Consider the following 17,985-nt stretch of genomic DNA (forward strand, 5'->3'; position numbering starts at 1 on the left):
ACACACACGTCCGAGCCCGGTGACGGCGCGCTGCTTCACGAGCACCTTACACCACGCGTCCTAATCGCCCATCGAGGCAATCACCGAAAGTAGCGCCACGGCTTCGCCGGCACTCATCCTACGCATCGCGCAGCGTCTGCCCGCAAAGCGCAGCGCCCGCCGGCGAAGCTCAAGAACGCCGACGAAGCTCAAAAAACGCCGGCGAAGCTCAAAAAACGCCGGCGAAGCTCAAAAAACGCCGGCGAAGCTCAAAAAACGCCGGCGAAGCTCAAAAAACGCCGACGAAGGTCAGAGACGGGCGGCGAAGGTCAGAGACGGGCGGCAATAGGTCAGAGACCGGCGGCGTCGGCGGTGGGCCGGCGGTCCGTGCCGTGCCAGGAGCGCCACAGCGCGGCGTAGGCGCCGTCGGCGGCGACCAGCTCGTCGTGGCTGCCGAGCTCGGTGATCCGGCCGTCCTCCACGACCGCGACCCGGTCGGCGTCGTGCGCCGAGAAGAGCCGGTGCGCGATGGCGATCACGGTACGACCGTGCAGCGCACCGGCCAGGGAGCGCTCCAGGTGGCGGGCGGCGCGCGGGTCGATGAGGGACGTCGCCTCGTCCAGGACCAGGGTGTGCGGGTCGGCGAGGACGAGCCGGGCCAGGGCGAGCTGCTGCGCCTGCGCCGGGGACAGCGGCGGCTCGCCGAGGGTGGTGTCGAGGCCGTCGGGCAGGGCGTCGACCCAGTCGAGGGCGTCGACGGTGGCGAGAGCGCGGCGCAGCTCCTCGGTGCCGGCGGACGGGTGGGCGAGGACCAGGTTGTCGCGGACGGTGCCGAGGAAGACGTGGTGCTCCTGGGTGACCAGGGCGACGTGCCGGCGCAGCTGCGACAGGGGCAGGTCGGCCAGCGGCACGCCGCCGACGGTGACGGTCCCGGCGCCGGGGGCGTGGATGCCGGCGAGGAGCCGGCCGAGGGTGGACTTGCCGGCGCCGGAGGGGCCGACGACGGCGAGGCGTTCGCCGGGCCGGATCTCCAGGTCGATGCCGTGCAGGACGTCGCGGCCGTCGACGTACGCATACCGCACCCCGCGCGCGACGATCCGCTCGTCGGCCGGGCCGGCCGCACGACCAGGAGCGGGGGCGGGGACGGGTACCGACCGGATGCCGACGATGCGGGCGAACGACGCGATGCCGATCTGCAGGTGGTCGAACCAGGACAGCACCCGGTCCAGCGGGTCGATGAGGGCGAGGAAGTACAGGACGGCGGCGGTGACCTGGCCGACCGTGGTCCACCCGGCGGCGACGAACCAGCCGCCCGCGACCAGGGTGACGGCGCCGGGCAGGACGTAGCCGAACTCGGTGAGCGGGAACCAGACGGTGCGCAGTCCCAGCGTGTACATGTTGGTGCCGTACAGGTCGTGCAGGTGCTCCTGGGTGCGCTGGACCCGCCGCCGGCGCAGGCGCAGCACGTCGACGGTCCGGGCGCCCTCGACGGTCTCGGCGAGGCCGTCGGTGAGCTGGGCGAAGGAGGCGCTGGCGGCGAGGTAGCCGGCGGGGGCGCGGCGGAAGTACCAGCGGGAGCTGCACCACAGCACGGGCACAGCGACGAGGGCCGGCAGGAGCAGCAGCGGCGAGACCAGGGCGACAGCGCCGACGGTGAGCACGACCTGCAGGACGCCGACGACGACCTCGGGCAGCGCGAAGCGCACGGTGTCGGAGGTGCCCTCGACGTCGCGGGAGGCGCGGGTGAGCAGGTCGCCGGTGCCGGCCCGCTCCACGGTGGACGGTGGCACGGCGAGGACCCGGTCGACGAACTCCTCGCGCAGGGTCGCGAGGACCTGCTCGCCGAGGCGGGCGGAGGCGAGCCGGGCGTAGCGGACCAGCACCGACACGACCACGACGAAGCCGGTGATGGTCAGCGCGATGCGGTCGACGGTCCAGGTGGTGGTGCCGGCGGAGGTCTGCTCGACCAGGTCGCCGAGCAGGCGTGGGGTGACGAGGCCGGCGACGGCGGCGCTGACGTGCAGGGTCACCACGAGGGCGAGCATCCGCGGGTGGACCTTCACCAGGCGGCGCAGGTGGGCGCGGACCTCGGCGCCGGTCGCGACGGGCAGCGGCATCAGCTGTCCTCCTCCCTGGTGACGGTCGCGGCGTAGGCGGGGCAGGTGGCGAGCAGCTCGCGGTGGGTGCCGGTGGCGGCGACCCGGCCGGTGGCGTCGACGAACGCGACGGTGTCGGCCCGGTCGAGCAGCAGCGGGCTGGTGGTGCACACGACGGTGGTGCGGCCGGCGCGCGCGGCGGGCAGGTTGCGGGCGATGAGGGCCTCGGTGTGGGTGTCGACGGCGCTGGTCGGCTCGACGAGGACGAGCACGGGCGGGTCGAGGGCGAGGACGCGGGCGAGGCGGAGCCGCTGCTGCTGGCCGCCGGAGAAGTCGCGGCCGCGTTCGGCGATCTCCGTGTCGAGGCCGGCGGGCAGGGCGTCGACGATGTCCCGCGCCGCGGCGGCGTCGAGCGCGGCGAGCACGGCGGCGGGCCGGGTGCCGAGCTCGTCCTGCAGGCGCCCACGGAAGAGGCGGTCGTCGTTGTCGGCGACGACGATGTGTGCCCGGACCTCGTCGGTCGTGTGTCGCCGCAACGGTACGCCGACCAGCCGCGCCTCCGACGCCGGGTCGAGCAGGCCGATGCGGTCGGCGATGGCGGCGGCGTCCTCGGGCCGGGTGGCGGCGATGGCGGTGAGCCGGCCCTCGGCGGCGGCGAAGCCGGAGCCGGGGTCGTCGAGGTCGCCGCCGATGACGGGGGCGGGTGCGGCGGGGTCGTGGAACTCGGGCTCGACCCGCAGCAGGCTCACCACGCGGCCGGCGGCGACCAGGCCGCGGGTCAGCTTCTCGGCGAACTCGGTGAGGGTCCGCAGCGGGCCGACGAGGAACGCGGCGTAGGCGTAGAAGGCGACCAGCTCGCCGGGGGTGATCCTGCCGGCGACGGCGAACCGGGCGCCGAGCCAGGTGACGAGGGCGACGAAGAGACCGGGCAGCAGGATCTGCGCGCCTTCGAGGAGGCTCTCGACCTTGGCGACCCGTACCCCGGCGGCGCGGACCTGCTGGGACTCGGCCCGGTACCGGGCGGACATGACGTCCTCGCCGCCGACGCCGCGCAGGATCCGCAGGCCGGAGACGATGTCGGCGGCGCGGCCGGTGAGGGCGCCGGCCAGCTCGCGCTGGGCCCGGCGGCGCTGGTGGAGGGGTTTGAGGAGCAGGCCGACGACGGTGACGAGCAGCGGCACGCCGATGACGACGACGAGGCCGAGGGGCACGGACACGTCGAGCAGCAGCACCGCGACGACGACGATCGCGACGACGGCGCCGCTGGCCCGGGCGCTGACGTCCATCGAGTAGCCGATGTGGTCGAAGTCGGTGGTGCCGATGCTGACGACCTCGCCGGTGGCGACCTTCTTCGGCAGGGTCGCGCCGAGGCGGGTCGCGTGCCGGGCGGTGACCTGCATGGTGCGGAAGCCGGCGTCCAGGAAGTTGGTGACGGCGAAGCGGTGCCGCATGATGCCGCTGACCGCGGTGACGGTGCCGAGGCCGAGCAGCGCGCCGCCGGCGCCGAGCAGGGCGGTGCGGTCGTGGCTGGTGAGGGCGTCGACGCCGGCGCCGACCGCGGCGGGCACGAGCGCCTGGCTGACCATCCACACGATGCCCAGCACGATGCCGGCGAGGATCGTCGGGAGCTGGTTGCGCAGGATCCACAGCAGATAGCGGGCGGCGGACCTGCTGTCGGGTTCACCGGGCTCGGGCAGCGGTAACCGTTTCATGGCCCGCCGACGGTAACCCGGCGACCCCGGTCGGCGCCTTACATTTCCCGGCCGCCGGTCAGCGGTCGAGCTGGGTGGGGCACCTGGCCGTCATCAGCGATCGACCTGGGTGAAGTCCCAGGCCTGCGGGCGGCGGGAGACGAGGTGCGACGGCGGGTCGGCGAACTCCTCGGGGGTGCTGCCCCGCCACTTGGCGATGACCACGAGCCGGTGGTCGGTGGAGGAGAACACCTCGCTGGAGATGTGCATCGGGTGGACCTCGACCTTGGGCAGCATCGCCTCGCAGACCCAGGACAGCAGCTCGTCGAACGCCTCCGGGTGGGCCCGGACCTCCCACATGCGCACGATCACGGCGCTGGACTCTACTCCCATCCCGGTCATGTCGTCCCCTCCGCTGCGCTCCGGCGCCGCCCTGACCGTCGAACTGCGCCCATGATGACCAGCTCCTCGCTCCGCTGCGGGCCGGTCATACCGTCCCCTCCGCTACGCTCCGGCGCCGCCCTGACCGAACCACTGCGCCCATGACGACCAGCTCCTCGCTCCGCTGCGGGCCGGTCATACCGTCCCCTCCGCTGCGCTCCGGCGCCGCCCTGACCGAACCACTGCGCCCATGATGCCCAGCTCCTCGCTCCGCTGCGGGCCGGTCATACCGTCCCCTCCGCTACGCTCCGGCGCCGCCCTGACCGTCGAACTGCGCCCATGATGACCAGCTCCTCGCTCCGCTGCGGGCCGGTCATGCCACGCTCATCGCTGTCCCGCCGTGACGAGGGTGACCGGCATGGCCGAGTCGGTGGGCAGTGCGAGCCGGCCGGGTGCGGCGCCGGCGGCGACGAGGTGGGCGCCGAGGGCGGCGACCATGGCGCCGTTGTCGGTGCACAGCTTGGGCCGCGGGACGCGCAGCGTGATGCCGTGCCGGTCGCAGCGTTCCTGGGCCAGGGCGCGGATGCGGGAGTTGGCGGCGACGCCGCCGCCGATGACGAGGGTCCGCACGCCGCGTTCGAGGCACGCGTCGACGGCCTTGTTCGTCAGGACGTCGCAGACCGCCTCCTGGAAGCTGGCGGCGACGTCGTTGACGGGGACGGGCTCGCCGGCGCGCTGCCGGGCCTCGACCCACCGGGCCACGGCGGTCTTCAGCCCGGAGAACGAGAAGTCGAACCGGTGCTCGACGAGGTCCCGGGCGGCGGTGAGCCCGCGCGGGAACGGGATGGCGACCTGCCCGTCGCGGGCGGCCCGGTCGATCGGCGGCCCGCCCGGGAACGGCAGCCCGAGCAGCCGGGCGACCTTGTCGAACGCCTCGCCGGCGGCGTCGTCGATGGTGGCGCCGAGCGGTTCGACGCGGCCGGCCAGGTCGTCGACCTGGAGCAGGGACGAGTGGCCGCCGGAGACGAGCAGGGCGATCGCGGGCTCCGGCAGCGGGCCGTGTTCGAGGGTGTCGACGGCGACGTGCGCCGCGAGGTGGTTGACGCCGTAGATCGGCTTGCCGGCGGCGAGGGCGTACGCCTTGGCGGCGGCGACCCCGACGAGCAGCGCGCCGGCGAGGCCGGGCCCGGCGGTGACGGCGATCGCGTCGACGTCGGCGAGGGTGATCCCGGCGGTGTCGAGGGCCCGCTGGACGGTCGGGACCATCGCCTCGAAGTGGGCGCGGCTGGCGACCTCGGGCACGACGCCGCCGAAGCGGGCGTGCTCCTCGACGCTGGAGGCGACCTCGTCGGCGAGCAGGGTGTGCCCGCGCACGATGCCGACGCCGGTCTCGTCGCAGGACGTCTCGATGCCCAGGACGAGGGGTTCAGTTCTCACGCATCATCACCAGTGCATCCGTGTTGCTCGGCTGGTAGTACCCCTTGCGGACGCCGACGCCTTCGAAGCCGTAGCCGGCGTAGAGCCGCTGGGCGGGCAGGTTGTCGACGGCGACCTCGAGCAGCACCTGGCGGGTGCCGTGCCGCCGCGCCTCGGCGAGGAGGGCCTCCAGCAGGCGCCGGCCGATGCCGCGCCGCTGGGCGTCCTTGCGCACGCCGATGTTCTGGATCCAGGCCTCGTCGGGCGGGGCGAGGGCGAGCCCGGCGTAGCCGAGGACGTCGTCGCCGTCGCCGTCGAGGGCGACGAGGTAGTGGTGGCCGCCGGCGAGCTCGTTCCAGAACATGCCGGCGGACCAGCGCTCCTCGCCGAACAGCTCGTCCTCGATCGGGAGCAGCGCCTCGATGTGGAACCAGCGCAGCTCGGCCAGCTCGACGGTCACGGCAGCGCCGGTTTGCGGGTGCCGGGCGCGACCGCGTCGGGGCGGCGCAGGTAGCGGGGGGTGAGGGTCTCGCCGGGGGCCTTCGCGCGGACCCGGTCGGCGGCGAGCTCGGCGAGGGCGCGCGCGGACGGGTACAGCGGCGGCACGACGGGCAGGCCGAGGACGTCGGCGTAGCGGTCGGCGCCGTCGCCGGCGGCGGCGCTCGCGTGGACCCTGGCGGCGACGTCGGCGGGTTTGTCGACGGCCGGTCCATCGATGCGGGCGCCGTCGTCGTACACCGCCCAGTAGATCTCCTTGCGGCGGGCGTCGGTGGCGACGAGCAGCCGCCCGGGCCGGCCGTGGCCGATGCCGTCGAGGGAGCAGACGCCGTAGACGGGGATGTCGAGGGCGTGGCCGAGGGCGGCGGCGGTGACCATGCCGGCCCGCAGGCCGGTGAACGGGCCGGGGCCGGTGCCGGCGACGACGGCGGCCAGGTCGCCGGGGGCCACGCCGCCGTCGGCGAGGGCCTGCTGGATCTGCGGGGCGAGCAGCTCGCCGTGGGCGCGGCCGTCGACGGTGACCCGTTCGGCGACGACGGTGACCTGCGGGTCGTCCGTGTCGTCGGCGACGTGGACGAGCGCGGCCGTCACCGCGGGCGTCGAGGAGTCCACCACCATCACCAGCACGGCGCCAACTCTACCGACCGCCGCGTGACGCATGTCCGCGGTCACAACCACGATCAGTTAACCGATTCGCAACGAGCCGGGCCTAGCATCGGCCGACATCTACGCGGGTTTCGCGTCAGGAGAGACCGATGACTGAGCCTGTGCTCGTCGTGGACCTGGGTTCCTGGGCCATGTCCGCCGCCGTGGTCGTGCACGATCAGCTGCATCTGGTTCGTGAGCCGGTCGGCGGGGGGACCCGCTGGCCCGGCGGTGCGAGCCTCGACCCGGCGCCGGGCCGCCCCCGGCTGTCGGTCGGCGGCGCGGCGGAGCGGATGCGTGACGAGCGTCCCCGGCATTACGTCGACGGGGCGCGCCGGGCGGTCGACGCGAACGCGCCGGTGTGGCTCGGTGACCAGCTGGTCAACGGTGCGGAGCTGGTCGCGGCCGCGCTCGACGCGGTCGCGGCCGAGGCCCGGCGGCAGCACGGCGGGATCGGGCGGTTGGTGGTGACGGTGCCGGCGGCGTACCGCACGCACGACCCGCGGCGCGAGACGCTGGTGTCGGCGGCGGCGGTCGCCGGGTTCCCCGATGTCGAGCTGGTCCACGACCCGGTGGCGGCGGTCGCGGATCCGGTGGCGGCGCTGGAGGTCCCGGACGGTGGCTACCTGCTGGTCTGCGACCTGGGTGCGACCTGGAGCGCGACGCTGACGCAGCTGCAGCACGGGGTGCCGGTGCCGGTGAGCCAGGAGAGCTCCGGGCACGGCCGGGACCTGGACGTGGTGCTCGCCGCGGACCTGCGGGCGCGGCTGGCGCAGTGGGTGGAGCCGGCGTTCACGGCCGGCGGCGACGTGAGTGTGCGGGCCGGGTTCCACGCGCTGGACATCGTGCGCCGGCTCAAGCACCAGCTGAGCCAGGCGCAGGAGGCGACGGACCAGGTCGAGCCGGGGGTCCCGCCGTACACGATCGGCCGGGACCAGCTGGATCAGCTGACGGAGCCGGCGAACCGGTGGCTGGTGGCCAGCTGCCGGGCGGTGATCGCGCGGGCCGGGATCGTGCCGGCGGACGTCGCGGCGGTCCTGCTGGTCGGTGGCAGCGCGCACCTGCCGAGCGTCGGGCCGGCGCTGCGGCAGGGTCTGGGCCGGCCGCTGGTCCGGCCGGCGGAGCCGGAGCTGGCGGTGCTGCGGGGGGCCGCCCGGCTGGCCGGTGGCCGCGAGGGGCGTGCGCTGCCGGCGGACCCGGCGCCGTGGCGGGTGGAGCCGCTGGCGTGGACGGTGCCGGGCGGGCGGGGGCGGCTGGTCCGCTGGCTGGTGAAGGAGGGTGAGCAGTACCCGCAGGGCGCGCCGCTGGCCCAGGTGCGCACCGCCGACGACCGGGTGTACGACCTGACCGCGGGCCGCGCCGACGGGGTGCTGCTGGAGCACCGGGTGCCGCCGGGCGGCATGGTCGTGTCCGGGATGGCCGCCGCGCACGTGCGACTGTCGCCGGTGATGGAGCGGTTCCAGCTGGCGAAACGCCACCATCTGCGGGTCAGCGGCGACTGGCTGCTGATGCCGGACCGGCGGATGCTGGTGGAGTGCTCCCGCACCGGGGAGTACGTGAAGGTCCGGTCGATCGACAGCGGCGCCCTCGTCACGGAGCTGCGCCCGGGGCGCGGCGCCGGCCGCCCGCAGCACGGGCAGGTCGCGCTCGGCCCGAATCAGCAGCTGGCGCTGGTCACCTGGGACGCCGAGGGCCACTTCTGCGTGTGGGACGTGCTGTCGGGGCGCATGACCAGCAGCTTCTCCGATCACCACCGCCCCGACGCGGTGCTGGTCAACGAGGGTGAGTGGCGGCTCGTCGCCACCGGTGAGGGCGCGGCGAGCGTCGGGCGGTACCGCCGGGACGTGGCGACCGTGTGGGACCTGGCGACCGGTGAGCGTCTCGACCGGATCGTCGGCGAGGACCTGACCCGGCGGTTCGCCGGTTACGCCGGCTCGAGCCGCGCGGACGCGTTCGCGACGGAGATGTCGACGCCGGACGGGCGGTTGCGTGCCGCCGTGCAGGACGGTTCGATCCGGGTCCGGGACGTCGAGACCGAGTCGGAGGTGTTCCGCGCGGACCTGTCGCCGGCGCGGCAGATCCGGACCGCGTTCTGCCACGAGGGCCGGCACCTGCTGGCCCGCTGCACCGACGACGAGGGCACGTCAGTCGACGTGTGGGAGGTCCTGCAGCCCGCGTAGCCGCGACGGCCAGCCGGGGCCGTGCGGCACGACGGCGACGGTGCGGGTGTCGTCGTCGTGGCGGGTCAGGCGCAGCTCGAGGTGGTCCTCGGCGAGCCGCTCGACGAGGCCCTCGCCCCATTCGACCAGCGTCACCGACTCCTCGAGGGTGGCGTCGAGGTCGAGGGCGTCGATCTCGCCGAGGGGGTCCTTGACGTCGCCGAGGCGGTACGCGTCGACGTGGACCATGGCGACGCCGCCGGTGGTGGCGGGCCGGTGGACGCGGGCGATCACGAACGTCGGTGAGGTCACCGCGCCCTGCACCCGCAGGCCGGCGCCGATGCCCTGGGCGAGGGCGGTCTTGCCGGCGCCGAGCGGGCCGGTGAGCAGGACGAGGTCGCCGGCGCGCAGGATCGGGGCGAGCCGGCGGCCGAAGGCGTGCGTGTCCGCGGCGGTCGGCAGGGTGACGGTCGGCGGGGTGCGGCTCACGCCGTCACCTCCGCTGCGCTCCGGCGCCGCCGCGAGCCAACCTGACCCAATCGTTCACGGCCCGAGCCGCTGCGCTGGCCGCTCACGACGCGGCGACCCGTTTGAGGAACCCCTCGATCGCCTCGTTGACCTCGTCGGCGTGCTCGAGCATGACGACGTGGCCGCCGTCGTCGATGACGACGAGCTCCGCCTCCGGCAGCACGGCGGCGATCTCGCGGGTGTGGGTGAGCGGCGTGAGCACGTCCCGGTCGCCGCAGATCAGCAGCACCGGCACGCGGCGCAGCGGCCCGAGGACGAGCAGCCGGGCGTGCGTGTAGAGGGTCCGCAGGTACCGGGCGATGACGTCGGTCGAGGTGGTGGTGTTCATCTTCTCGACGTAGGAGACCAGTGCCGGGCTGGGGCGGGCGGTGCCGAACCCGTACCGCCGGGTGAGCAGCCACGCGAGGTCGGTGGAGGCGCGGCGGGCCCGGTCGACGACGCCGGAGCTGATCGGCCCGGCGATGCCGACGACCGGCAGCAGCGGGCGGCGGAACTTCGCCACGACGTCGGGCAGGCCGAAGTTGACCTGGTCGAGCTTGCCGGCGGAGGTCGAGATGAGCACGACCGCCTGGACGCGGGACTCGAACAGCTCGGGGACCTGCTCGGCGAGCGCCATGATCGTCATGCCGCCCATGGAGTGGCCGATGAGGATGACGGGGCCGGTCGGGGCGGTCGCCTGCAGGACCGAGCGCAGGCCGGCGCCGAGCGCGTCGAGGGTGTATTCGCCCTTGCGCAGCCGGCCGGAGCGGCCGTGGCCGGGCTGGTCGTAGAAGACCATGCGGTGCTTGCCCTGCAGCGCCTTGCGCTGGAAGTGGAACGTGCCCATGTCGAGGCAGAACCCGTGCACGAACACCAGCGTGGGCTGCTGCTTGCCGGGCTCGCCGTCGGGGCCGTCGACGATCTCGACGTGCAGGTCGACACCGTCGTCGGTGGTGACGGTGAGCTCCTCGTCGAAGTCCCAGACGCCGAACTCCTCGTCGGCGTAGACGTCGTCGCCGCGCTTCGACCGGTTGACGATGTAGCGCTCGGTGGCGACACCGGCGGCGACACCGGCGGCGGCCACGCCGAGGATCGCGCCGATGATGCCGACCGTGCGCCGGCGGTTGCCCTTGACCTCCACGTCGGTGCCCGTCATGCGTCCTCCCCCACGTAGACCTTGGGCGTGCGGTTGCTGCCCATGCGCGCGACGATCTCGTAGCTGATGGTGTCGGCGGCGGCCGCCCAGTCGTCGGCGGTCGGCTCGCCGCGGCTGCCGGCGCCGAACAGCACGGCCTCGTCGCCGGGGCGCACGTCGTCGCCGTCGCAGTCGACGACGATCTGGTCCATGCAGACCCGGCCGACCACGCGGCGGACCTTGCCACCGATCTCGACGAGGCCGCGGCTGCTCGCGGAGCGGGGCACGCCGTCGGCGTAACCGACCGGGACCAGCGCCAGGGTGGTGTCCTTGAGGACCTTGTACGTGTGCCCGTAGGAGACGCCCTCGCCGGCCTGGACCGCCTTCACCAGGGCGACCTTCGCGTGGACGCTCATCGCGGGGCGCAGGTCCGGGGCGGCGCCCGGGATCGGCGACAGGCCGTAGGTGGCCAGGCCGGCCCGGACCAGGTCGAAGTGGCTCTCCGGCAGGGTGAGGGTGGCGGCGGAGTTGGCCAGGTGCCGCAGCGGCGGCTCGACGCCGAGCCGGGCGGCCTCGTCGAGCGCGTCGTCGAACGCGAGCTGCTGGCGCAGGATCGACGGGTGGCCGGGCTCGTCGGCGCAGGCGAAGTGGCTCCACACCGCGGCGATCTCGACGTCGCCGTCGGCCTGGGCCTTCGCCGCCGCGGTCAGCAGCGCCGGCCAGTCGGCGCGGGTGGCGCCGTTGCGGGACATCCCGGTGTCGATCTTCAGGTGTACCGCGGCGGGCCGGCGGGTCTGCCGGGCGGCCCGCGCGATCTCGGCGAGGGCGGCCGGCGACGCCGCGGACAGGTCGACGCCGGCGGCGACCGCCTCGTGCAGCGGTCGGCCCGGGCTGTGCAGCCACGACAGGATCCTGGTGGTGATGCCGTGCTCGCGCAGGGCGAGTGCCTCCTCCAGGGTGGCGGTGCCGAGCCAGGTGGCGCCGGCCCGCACGGCGGCGGTGGCCACGGGGAGCAGGCCGTGCCCGTACGCGTCGGCCTTGACGACGCTCATCAGGGCGGTCCCCGACCGCAGCAGCCCGCGCAGGGTCGCCACGTTGTGCCGGATCGCGTCGAGGTCGATCCGGACCTGAGCCTGCCACATGGGTCTAAGGGTAAGCGGTGCCCCCGGGGGCGGCCCGGTACCCGGTCCCGGGTCAGCGGCGCAGGGTCCCGATGGCCTCGGGGAGGTGGGTGGCGACGTCTGCGGCGGTGACCGGGCCGCGTTCGGCGGCGAGCCGGCCGGCGAGACCGTGCACGAACGCGGCGGCGACCGCGGCGTGCTCCGCCGGCAGGCCCGCGGCGAGCAGCGAGCCGAGCAGCCCGGCGAGGACGTCGCCGGTGCCGCCGGTGGCGAGGGCCGCGGTCCCGGTCGGGTTGACGAACACCCGGCCGTCGGGTGTGGCGACGATCGTCCGGTCGCCCTTGAGCAGCACGACGGAGTCCATCCGCTCGGCGAGGTGCACGGCCGCGGCGACCCGGTCCTCGCCGGGGGCGCCGCCGGCGAGCCGCTGGAACTCCCCGTCGTGGGGGGTGACGACCGTCGGGGCGTCCCGGTCGCGCAGCCAGTCGGCCATCCGCGCGTCGACGAGCAGCGTCAGGGCGCCGGCGTCGAGGCAGGCGGGGACGGGCGCGCCGAGGACGGTACGCAGCTCGGCGTACGCGCGATCGTCGGTGCCCAGGCCGCTGCCGCAGGTCCAGGCCTGGACCCGGCCGGCGTCGGCGACCCGGTCGGCGGCGATGACCGGCGGGTGGTGGAAGCGCACGGCGTCGGCGGCCGCGCCCGCGTAGCGCACCAGCCCGGCCGGGCCGGCGAGCGCGCCGGCGACGGACAGCACGGCGGCGCCCGGGTACTGCGCGGAGCCGGTGGCGACGCCGACGACGCCCCGCGAGTACTTGTTGTCGTTGGCGGCGGGCCGCGGCCACCAGGCGGCGACGTCGCCGACGTCGGGCACGTAGCAGGCGGGGTCGCCGTCGAGGTGCGGCTCCAGACCGATGTCGACCAGCTCGACGAGGCCGCTGTGGACGGCGCCGGCGCCGACGAGCAGGCCGGGCTTCAGCGCGCCGAACGTGACGGTGACGTCGGCGCGCACGGCCATGCCGGTGACGGCGCCGGTGTCGGCGTCGACGCCGGAGGGCACGTCGACCGCGATCACCGGGGCGCCGCGCAGCGCGCCGGAGACCTCGGCGACCCGGCTCGCGGCCGGCTCGCGCAGCCCGCCCCGGCCGCCGATGCCGAGGATGCCGTCGACGACGAGGTCGACGCGGGCCGGGACGGTCCTGGTCACGCCGCCGCCGGCGGCGAGCAGGGCGGCCGCGGCACTGCGATGGACCCGCTCGGGGTCCATCAGCAGCGCCTCGACGTGGGCGCCGCGGCGGGCGAGCATGGCACCGGCGTAGAGGGCGTCGCCGCCGTTGTTGCCGGGACCGACGAGCAGCAGCACGCGGCTGCCGTACACCCTGGGCAGGCTCTGCGCGCAGCGCCTGGCGAGACCGGCGGCGGCACGCTGCATGAGCGCACCGCCCGGCAGCGTCTTCATCAGCGCTTCTTCGGCGGCGCGGACCTGCGCCACCCGCCATGCGGCTCTCACGGTCGGCTCCCTGCTGCGATCCGGCTCACACGGGTAACCCTGTCATACCCGCCGGAGGGCGATCAGGCGAGGGAGGAGCGGATCTGCGCACCGCCGTCGATGACGAGGGTCTGGCCGGTCATCCACCGGGACGCGGGCCCGCCGAGGAACGTGATCACGTCGGCGATGTCGTCGGGTTCGCCGATGCGGCCGAGCGGCAGGTGGTCGCTGAGGTACTGCTCGTTGTTCTCCCACAGGCCGCGGGCGAGCTTGGTGCGCACGATGCCGGGGGCGACGCCGTTGACGCGGACCGTGGGGGCGAGCTCGGCGGCGAGCTGGCGGGTGAGGTGGATGACGGCGGCCTTGGTGGCGTTGTAGTAGCCGATGCCGGGCTCGGTGAGCAGGCCGCCGACGGAGGCGACGTTGACGATCGCGCCGCCGCGGGCCGACATCGACGCCTTCCACGCCAGCTGGCTCCACAGGACGGGGCCGAACTGGTTGAGGCGGGCGGTCTTCTCGGCGCGGACCGGGTCGATGTCCATCAGCGGGCCGAAGTACGGGTTGGTGCCGGCGTTGTTGACCAGGACGTCGATCGCGCCGAAGCGGGACATGGCGGCGTCGACGGCCGCGCCGGCCTGGTCGGGTTCGGCGGCGTGGGCGGCGTGCGCGAGCACCCCGGCGGACGGGTGGGCGGCGCGGATCTCCTCCGCGACGGCGTCGAGGGCGTCCTGGTCGCGGGAGGTGAGCACGACGTTGCAGCCCTGCGCGGCGAAGGCGACGGCGGTCGCCTTGCCGATGCCGCGGGAGGCGCCGGTGACGAGAACGGTGCGGGCGTCAGTCATGCGCCGCACGTTACTACCGGGTAGGCGACACCGTGCGGACGATGCCGGCGATGCGCTCGGCGGCCTCGCGGGCGATCTCCAGGGTGGCGGCCTCGACCATGACCCGGACGAGCTGCTCGGTGCCGGAGGGGCGCAGCAGGACCCGGCCGGTGCCGCCGAGCTCGGCCTCGACCTGCTTGGCGGCGTCGAGGACCTGGGCTGCCTTGGCCGCCGCGGCGCGGTCGCCGACGGGCACGTTGATCAGCACCTGCGGCAGCCGGTGCACGACGGAGGCGAGGTCGGCGAGGCTGCGGCCGGTGCCGGTCATACGGCCCATGAGGTGCAGGGCGGTGAGGACGCCGTCGCCGGTGGTCGCGAACGCGGGCATCACGATGTGGCCGCTCTGCTCGCCGCCGAGGGCGAGACCCTTAGCGCGCAGCTCCTCCAGGACGTACCGGTCGCCGACGCGGGTCTCGAGCAGGCGGATGCCGGCGTCGGCCATGGCGATCTTCAGCCCGAGGTTGCTCATCACGGTGGCGACGAGGGTGTCGTCGGTGAGCTGCCCGGCGTCGCGCATCGCGAGGGCGAGCACGGCCATGATCTGGTCGCCGTCGACCTCGGTGCCGTCGGCGGTGACGGCGAGGCAGCGGTCGGCGTCGCCGTCGTGGGCGATGCCGAGGTCGGCGCCGTGCTCGACGACGGCGGCGCGCAGCTGCTCGAGGTGGTTGGAGCCGCAGTCCTCGTTGATGTTGAGGCCGTCGGGGTCGGCGTTGATCGCGATGACGTGCGCGCCGGCCCGGCGGTACGCCTCGGGCGCGGCGGACGACGCGGCGCCGTTGGCGCAGTCGACGACGACGGTCAGCTCGACGAGCGGGGCGGGCAGCGACGTGAGCAGGTGCCGCACGTAGCGGTCCTCGCCGTCGGCGAGGTCGGTGACGCGGCCGACGCCGGCGCCGGTGGGCCGGTGCTTGGTGCCCTCGGTGATGAGCCGCTCGATCTCGTCCTCGACGTCGTCGGGGATCTTGTGACCGCCGGCGGCGAAGAGCTTGATCCCGTTGTCGGGCATCGGGTTGTGCGAGGCGGACAGCATCACGCCGATGTCGGCGGACAGCACGCCGGTGAGGTACGCCACCGCCGGGGTGGGCAGCACGCCGACCCGCACCACGTTGGCGCCGGCGCTGGTGAGCCCGGCGACGACGGCCGCCTCCAGCATCTCGCCGCTGGCCCGCGGGTCGCGGCCGACCACGGCGAGGGGCGCGTGCGAGTGGTCGCGCTCGAACAGCGCCTGCGCGGCGGCGATGGCCACGGCCATGGCCAGCTCGGGAGTCAGGTCGGCGTTGGCGCGTCCACGCACGCCGTCGGTGCCGAAGAGTCGCCCCACTGCGATACCTCCGTTGAGCTGTACGGCCGCGAACGCAAATCGGCCGGGTACACCTCCAGGGTGCACCCGGCCGAGAAGCTTGGTTAGCGCTTCGAGTACTGCGGGGCCTTGCGGGCCTTCTTCAGACCGTACTTCTTGCGCTCGGTGGCACGGGCGTCCCGGGTGAGGAAGCCGGCCTTCTTCAGCGCGGCGCGGTCGTCGGGGTCGTTCTCGACGAGGGCCCGGGCGATCGCGAGGCGCAGGCCGCCGGCCTGGCCGGTGGTGCCGCCGCCACGCAGGTTGGCGAAGACGTCGAACTGCTCGAGCTTCTCGACGATGACCAGCGGCTCCTTGACGGACTGCTGGTGCACCTTGCTGGGGAAGTAGTTCTCCAGCTCGCGGCCGTTGAGCAGGAACTTGCCGGTGCCGGGCACCAGGCGGACCCGGACGATGGCCTCCTTGCGGCGGCCAACGGTCTGGATCGGCTGGCCGGCGCGGCGGGAACGAGTCGGGGCCGACGCCGTCGCGGTGACGGGCGCGGGGGTCTCGACAACGGTGGCGACGTCGGCCGGCTCTGCCGCCACGTCGATGATCTCGTCGGTCACGCTCAGTCCTTCGTCCGCGCTCACTGCGCGATCTGCTTGATCTCGAACGGCTGGGGCAGCTGGGCGGCGTGCGGGTGCTCGGCGCCCGCGTAGACCTTCAGCTTCCGGATCTGCCGGGCACCGAGGCGGTTGTGCGGCAGCATGCCCTTGACGGCCAGCTCGATCGCCCGCTCCGGGTTCTTGGTCAGCAGCTCCTCGTAGCCGACCGCCTTGAGACCGCCCGGGTGACCCGAGTGACGGTAGGCGACCTTGGACTGCCGCTTGTTGCCGGTCAGCGCCACCTTGCCGGCGTTGATCACGATGACGAAGTCGCCGGTGTCCACGTGCGGGGCGAACGTCGGCTTGTGCTTACCGCGCAGCAGCGTGGCGGCGTGCGTGGCCAGGCGGCCGAGCACGACGTCCGACGCGTCGATCACGTGCCACACGCGCTCGATTTCACCCGGCTTCGGGCTGTACGTACCCACAGGTCTACCTTGTCTTCCACGTCGTCGGTTCTGGGGTGCGCTCTCATGGCGGCGCTAAGGGGCGCACGACCACCTAGCGTACCCGAACAGTGGGGACGCCTTGTCATCGCACAACAGCGGTCCACGATACCGGGCCGCTGTTGTGCGGTCAAAACGGCCTCCTCAGACCCCCTCCAGCCGAGCGGGTGACTTGCGCAGGTACACGAACCAGGTGACGGCGAAGCAGACGGCGTAGAAGGCGAGGAAGGCGATGTAGGCGCCGTCGCCGGTCTTGTACGCCAGGAACGACTGCCGGAAGGCGAGGTTGACCAGGACGCCGCCGGCCGCGCCGATCGCCCCGGCGACGCCGATGAGCGCCGTGGCGAGCCGCCGGGCCTGGTTCTCGTCCGTGGGGTACTTCGCCCGGAAGATCGCCGGGATCATCTTGTACGTCGAGCCGTTGCCGATGCCGCTGAAGATGAACAGGGCGATGAAGCCGGTGAGGAACAGCGGCAGGGAGTGCTGCCGGGACGCGGTGAGCACCAGGGTGGCGCCGAGGGCCATGCCGACGAAGTTCCAGAAGGTGATCCTGGCCCCCCCGAACCGGTCGGCGAGGGCGCCGCCGACGGGGCGGATGAGCGAGCCGAGCAGCGGGCCGAGGAACGTGAGGTAGGCCGCCTTGACCGGGGTGTCGAAGTCGGACTTGAACTGCACCAGCAGCACCTGGCCGAACGCGAAGCCGAAGCCGATGAACGAGCCGAACGTGCCGATGTACAGCAGCGACATGATCCAGGCGTGCCGGTCCTTGACGACGTCGCGCATGGCGCGCCGGTCGTTGGAGGCGTGCGTCAGGTTGTCCATGTAGATGGCGGCGAGGGTCGCCGCGATGACGATCAGCGGCAGGTAGATCAGGATGATCAGGCGCGGGTGCGCGGCGCCGGCGGTGGCCAGGACGAGCAGGCCGACGAGCTGCACGGCGGGGACGCCGATGTTGCCGCCGCCGGCGTTGATGCCCAGGGCCCAGCCCTTGAGCCGCTGCGGGTAGAAGGCGTTGATGTTGGCCATCGAGGAGGCGAAGTTGCCGCCGCCGACGCCGGCGACCGAGGCCACGATCAGCAGGGTGGTGAAGGAGACGCCGGGTTCGAGCACGATGCCGGCGAGGATGCTCGGCACCAGCAGCATCAGGGCGCTGAAGATGGTCCAGTTGCGCCCGCCGAAGGTGGCCACGGCGAAGGTGTACGGCAGGCGCAGCACCGCGCCGACGAGCGTGGGCGCGCTGGTGAGCAGGAACTTCTGCGCCGGGTCGAAGCCGTACTTCGGGCCGAGGAACAACACGAAGACCGACCAGAGGCTCCAGATGGAGAAGCCGATGTGCTCCGACAGGATGGAGACGATGAGGTTGCGGCGGGCGATCTTCGCGCCGCCGTCCTCCCAGAAGGTGCGATCTTCCGGCCGCCAGTCGGTGATCCAGCGGCCGCGGCGGGGGCGCGGGGGCTGCGCGCCCGGCTCGGTGGTTTCCACGGCGAGAGTCATGGTGCTGAAAGCTAGGTGCGCCACGTTTCGGTCGCGCGCACCGCAACTTGTCCTCGCCGCAACGTTTCCCCCACCGCGGCGGTTCCCCGGTTGTGAGAACCGCCGCGCG

The 17,985-nt window shown here is 73.9% G+C and carries 16 protein-coding genes; 1 reads left to right on the top strand and 15 read right to left on the bottom strand.

The window, feature by feature from the left end; translation table 11 throughout:
- Positions 1–329 precede the first annotated feature (329 nt).
- The 6 genes from OP18_RS05550 to tsaB all read right to left on the bottom strand — a co-directional run bounded on the left by OP18_RS05550 (position 330) and on the right by tsaB (position 6,688).
- Positions 330–2,096, bottom strand: a complete 1,767-nt coding sequence (locus tag OP18_RS05550) for an ABC transporter ATP-binding protein (RefSeq protein ID WP_033357624.1) — start codon at positions 2,094–2,096, stop codon at positions 330–332.
- Positions 2,096–3,787: an ABC transporter transmembrane domain-containing protein gene (locus OP18_RS05555; protein WP_033357625.1), complete on the bottom strand. Its 1,692-nt coding sequence runs from the start codon at positions 3,785–3,787 to the stop codon at positions 2,096–2,098. Before OP18_RS05555 ends, OP18_RS05550 begins: the two co-directional genes overlap by 1 nt.
- Before the next feature lie 93 nt (positions 3,788–3,880).
- Entirely contained in the window at positions 3,881–4,138 is a 258-nt protein-coding gene (locus tag OP18_RS05560) for a hypothetical protein (RefSeq protein WP_033357626.1), read from the bottom strand.
- Between the two features lie 393 nt (positions 4,139–4,531).
- Positions 4,532–5,584, bottom strand: coding sequence for a tRNA (adenosine(37)-N6)-threonylcarbamoyltransferase complex transferase subunit TsaD (tsaD, locus tag OP18_RS05565; protein WP_033357627.1), 1,053 nt, complete (start codon positions 5,582–5,584; stop codon positions 4,532–4,534).
- A complete protein-coding gene (gene rimI / locus OP18_RS05570; RefSeq protein WP_052386270.1) occupies positions 5,574–6,023 on the bottom strand; it encodes a ribosomal protein S18-alanine N-acetyltransferase in 450 nt (149 codons plus the stop codon). The genes tsaD and rimI overlap by 11 nt, the downstream gene beginning before the upstream one ends.
- Positions 6,020–6,688 carry a tRNA (adenosine(37)-N6)-threonylcarbamoyltransferase complex dimerization subunit type 1 TsaB gene (tsaB, locus tag OP18_RS05575; RefSeq protein WP_033357628.1) on the bottom strand — a complete coding sequence of 223 codons (669 nt, stop codon included), beginning with the start codon at positions 6,686–6,688 and terminating at the stop codon, positions 6,020–6,022. The genes rimI and tsaB overlap by 4 nt, the downstream gene beginning before the upstream one ends.
- 128 nt (positions 6,689–6,816) lie before the next feature.
- Between tsaB and OP18_RS05580 the strand changes: the two genes are divergently transcribed.
- Entirely contained in the window at positions 6,817–8,886 is a 2,070-nt protein-coding gene (locus OP18_RS05580) for an Hsp70 family protein (RefSeq protein WP_081970401.1), read from the top strand.
- Here OP18_RS05580 and tsaE read toward each other — a convergent pair.
- The 9 genes from tsaE to OP18_RS05625 all read right to left on the bottom strand — a co-directional run bounded on the left by tsaE (position 8,851) and on the right by OP18_RS05625 (position 17,876).
- Positions 8,851–9,354, bottom strand: a complete 504-nt coding sequence (gene tsaE / locus OP18_RS05585; protein ID WP_033357630.1) for a tRNA (adenosine(37)-N6)-threonylcarbamoyltransferase complex ATPase subunit type 1 TsaE — start codon at positions 9,352–9,354, stop codon at positions 8,851–8,853. The two genes, OP18_RS05580 and tsaE, sit on opposite strands and share 36 nt — an antisense overlap.
- Before the next feature lie 82 nt (positions 9,355–9,436).
- Positions 9,437–10,528, bottom strand: coding sequence for an alpha/beta fold hydrolase (locus OP18_RS05590; RefSeq protein ID WP_052386271.1), 1,092 nt, complete (start codon positions 10,526–10,528; stop codon positions 9,437–9,439).
- Positions 10,525–11,649 carry an alanine racemase gene (gene alr / locus OP18_RS05595; protein ID WP_033357631.1) on the bottom strand — a complete coding sequence of 375 codons (1,125 nt, stop codon included), beginning with the start codon at positions 11,647–11,649 and terminating at the stop codon, positions 10,525–10,527. The genes OP18_RS05590 and alr overlap by 4 nt, the downstream gene beginning before the upstream one ends.
- 52 nt (positions 11,650–11,701) lie before the next feature.
- Positions 11,702–13,135 carry a bifunctional ADP-dependent NAD(P)H-hydrate dehydratase/NAD(P)H-hydrate epimerase gene (locus tag OP18_RS05600; protein ID WP_033357632.1) on the bottom strand — a complete coding sequence of 478 codons (1,434 nt, stop codon included), beginning with the start codon at positions 13,133–13,135 and terminating at the stop codon, positions 11,702–11,704.
- Between the two features lie 62 nt (positions 13,136–13,197).
- Positions 13,198–13,956, bottom strand: a complete 759-nt coding sequence (locus tag OP18_RS05605) for an SDR family oxidoreductase (RefSeq protein WP_211273447.1) — start codon at positions 13,954–13,956, stop codon at positions 13,198–13,200.
- 13 nt (positions 13,957–13,969) lie between these two features.
- Positions 13,970–15,316, bottom strand: a complete 1,347-nt coding sequence (glmM, locus tag OP18_RS05610; RefSeq protein ID WP_033357634.1) for a phosphoglucosamine mutase — start codon at positions 15,314–15,316, stop codon at positions 13,970–13,972.
- An 83-nt stretch (positions 15,317–15,399) separates the two neighbouring features.
- Positions 15,400–15,900: a 30S ribosomal protein S9 gene (rpsI, locus tag OP18_RS51090; protein WP_052386272.1), complete on the bottom strand. Its 501-nt coding sequence runs from the start codon at positions 15,898–15,900 to the stop codon at positions 15,400–15,402.
- 20 nt (positions 15,901–15,920) lie between these two features.
- Positions 15,921–16,364, bottom strand: a complete 444-nt coding sequence (gene rplM / locus OP18_RS05620; RefSeq protein ID WP_033357635.1) for a 50S ribosomal protein L13 — start codon at positions 16,362–16,364, stop codon at positions 15,921–15,923.
- A gap of 162 nt (positions 16,365–16,526) precedes the next feature.
- A complete protein-coding gene (locus OP18_RS05625) occupies positions 16,527–17,876 on the bottom strand; it encodes a nitrate/nitrite transporter (protein ID WP_033357636.1) in 1,350 nt (449 codons plus the stop codon).
- Between the last annotated feature and the right edge of the window lie 109 nt (positions 17,877–17,985).

Origin of the sequence: Dactylosporangium aurantiacum (genome assembly GCF_000716715.1) — a bacterium.
In the GTDB taxonomy this organism is placed as follows: Bacteria; Actinomycetota; Actinomycetes; order Mycobacteriales; family Micromonosporaceae; genus Dactylosporangium; species Dactylosporangium aurantiacum.

Coding starts and splice junctions, on each gene's coding strand:
- OP18_RS05550 (WP_033357624.1), bottom strand. CDS start 2,096: ATGCCGCTGCCCGTCGCGACCGGCGCCGAGGTCCGCGCCCACCTGCGC.
- OP18_RS05555 (WP_033357625.1), bottom strand. CDS start 3,787: ATGAAACGGTTACCGCTGCCCGAGCCCGGTGAACCCGACAGCAGGTCC.
- OP18_RS05580 (WP_081970401.1), top strand. CDS start 6,817: ATGACTGAGCCTGTGCTCGTCGTGGACCTGGGTTCCTGGGCCATGTCC.
- OP18_RS05590 (WP_052386271.1), bottom strand. CDS start 10,528: ATGACGGGCACCGACGTGGAGGTCAAGGGCAACCGCCGGCGCACGGTC.
- alr (WP_033357631.1), bottom strand. CDS start 11,649: ATGTGGCAGGCTCAGGTCCGGATCGACCTCGACGCGATCCGGCACAAC.
- OP18_RS05605 (WP_211273447.1), bottom strand. CDS start 13,956: ATGACTGACGCCCGCACCGTTCTCGTCACCGGCGCCTCCCGCGGCATC.
- OP18_RS05625 (WP_033357636.1), bottom strand. CDS start 17,876: ATGACTCTCGCCGTGGAAACCACCGAGCCGGGCGCGCAGCCCCCGCGC.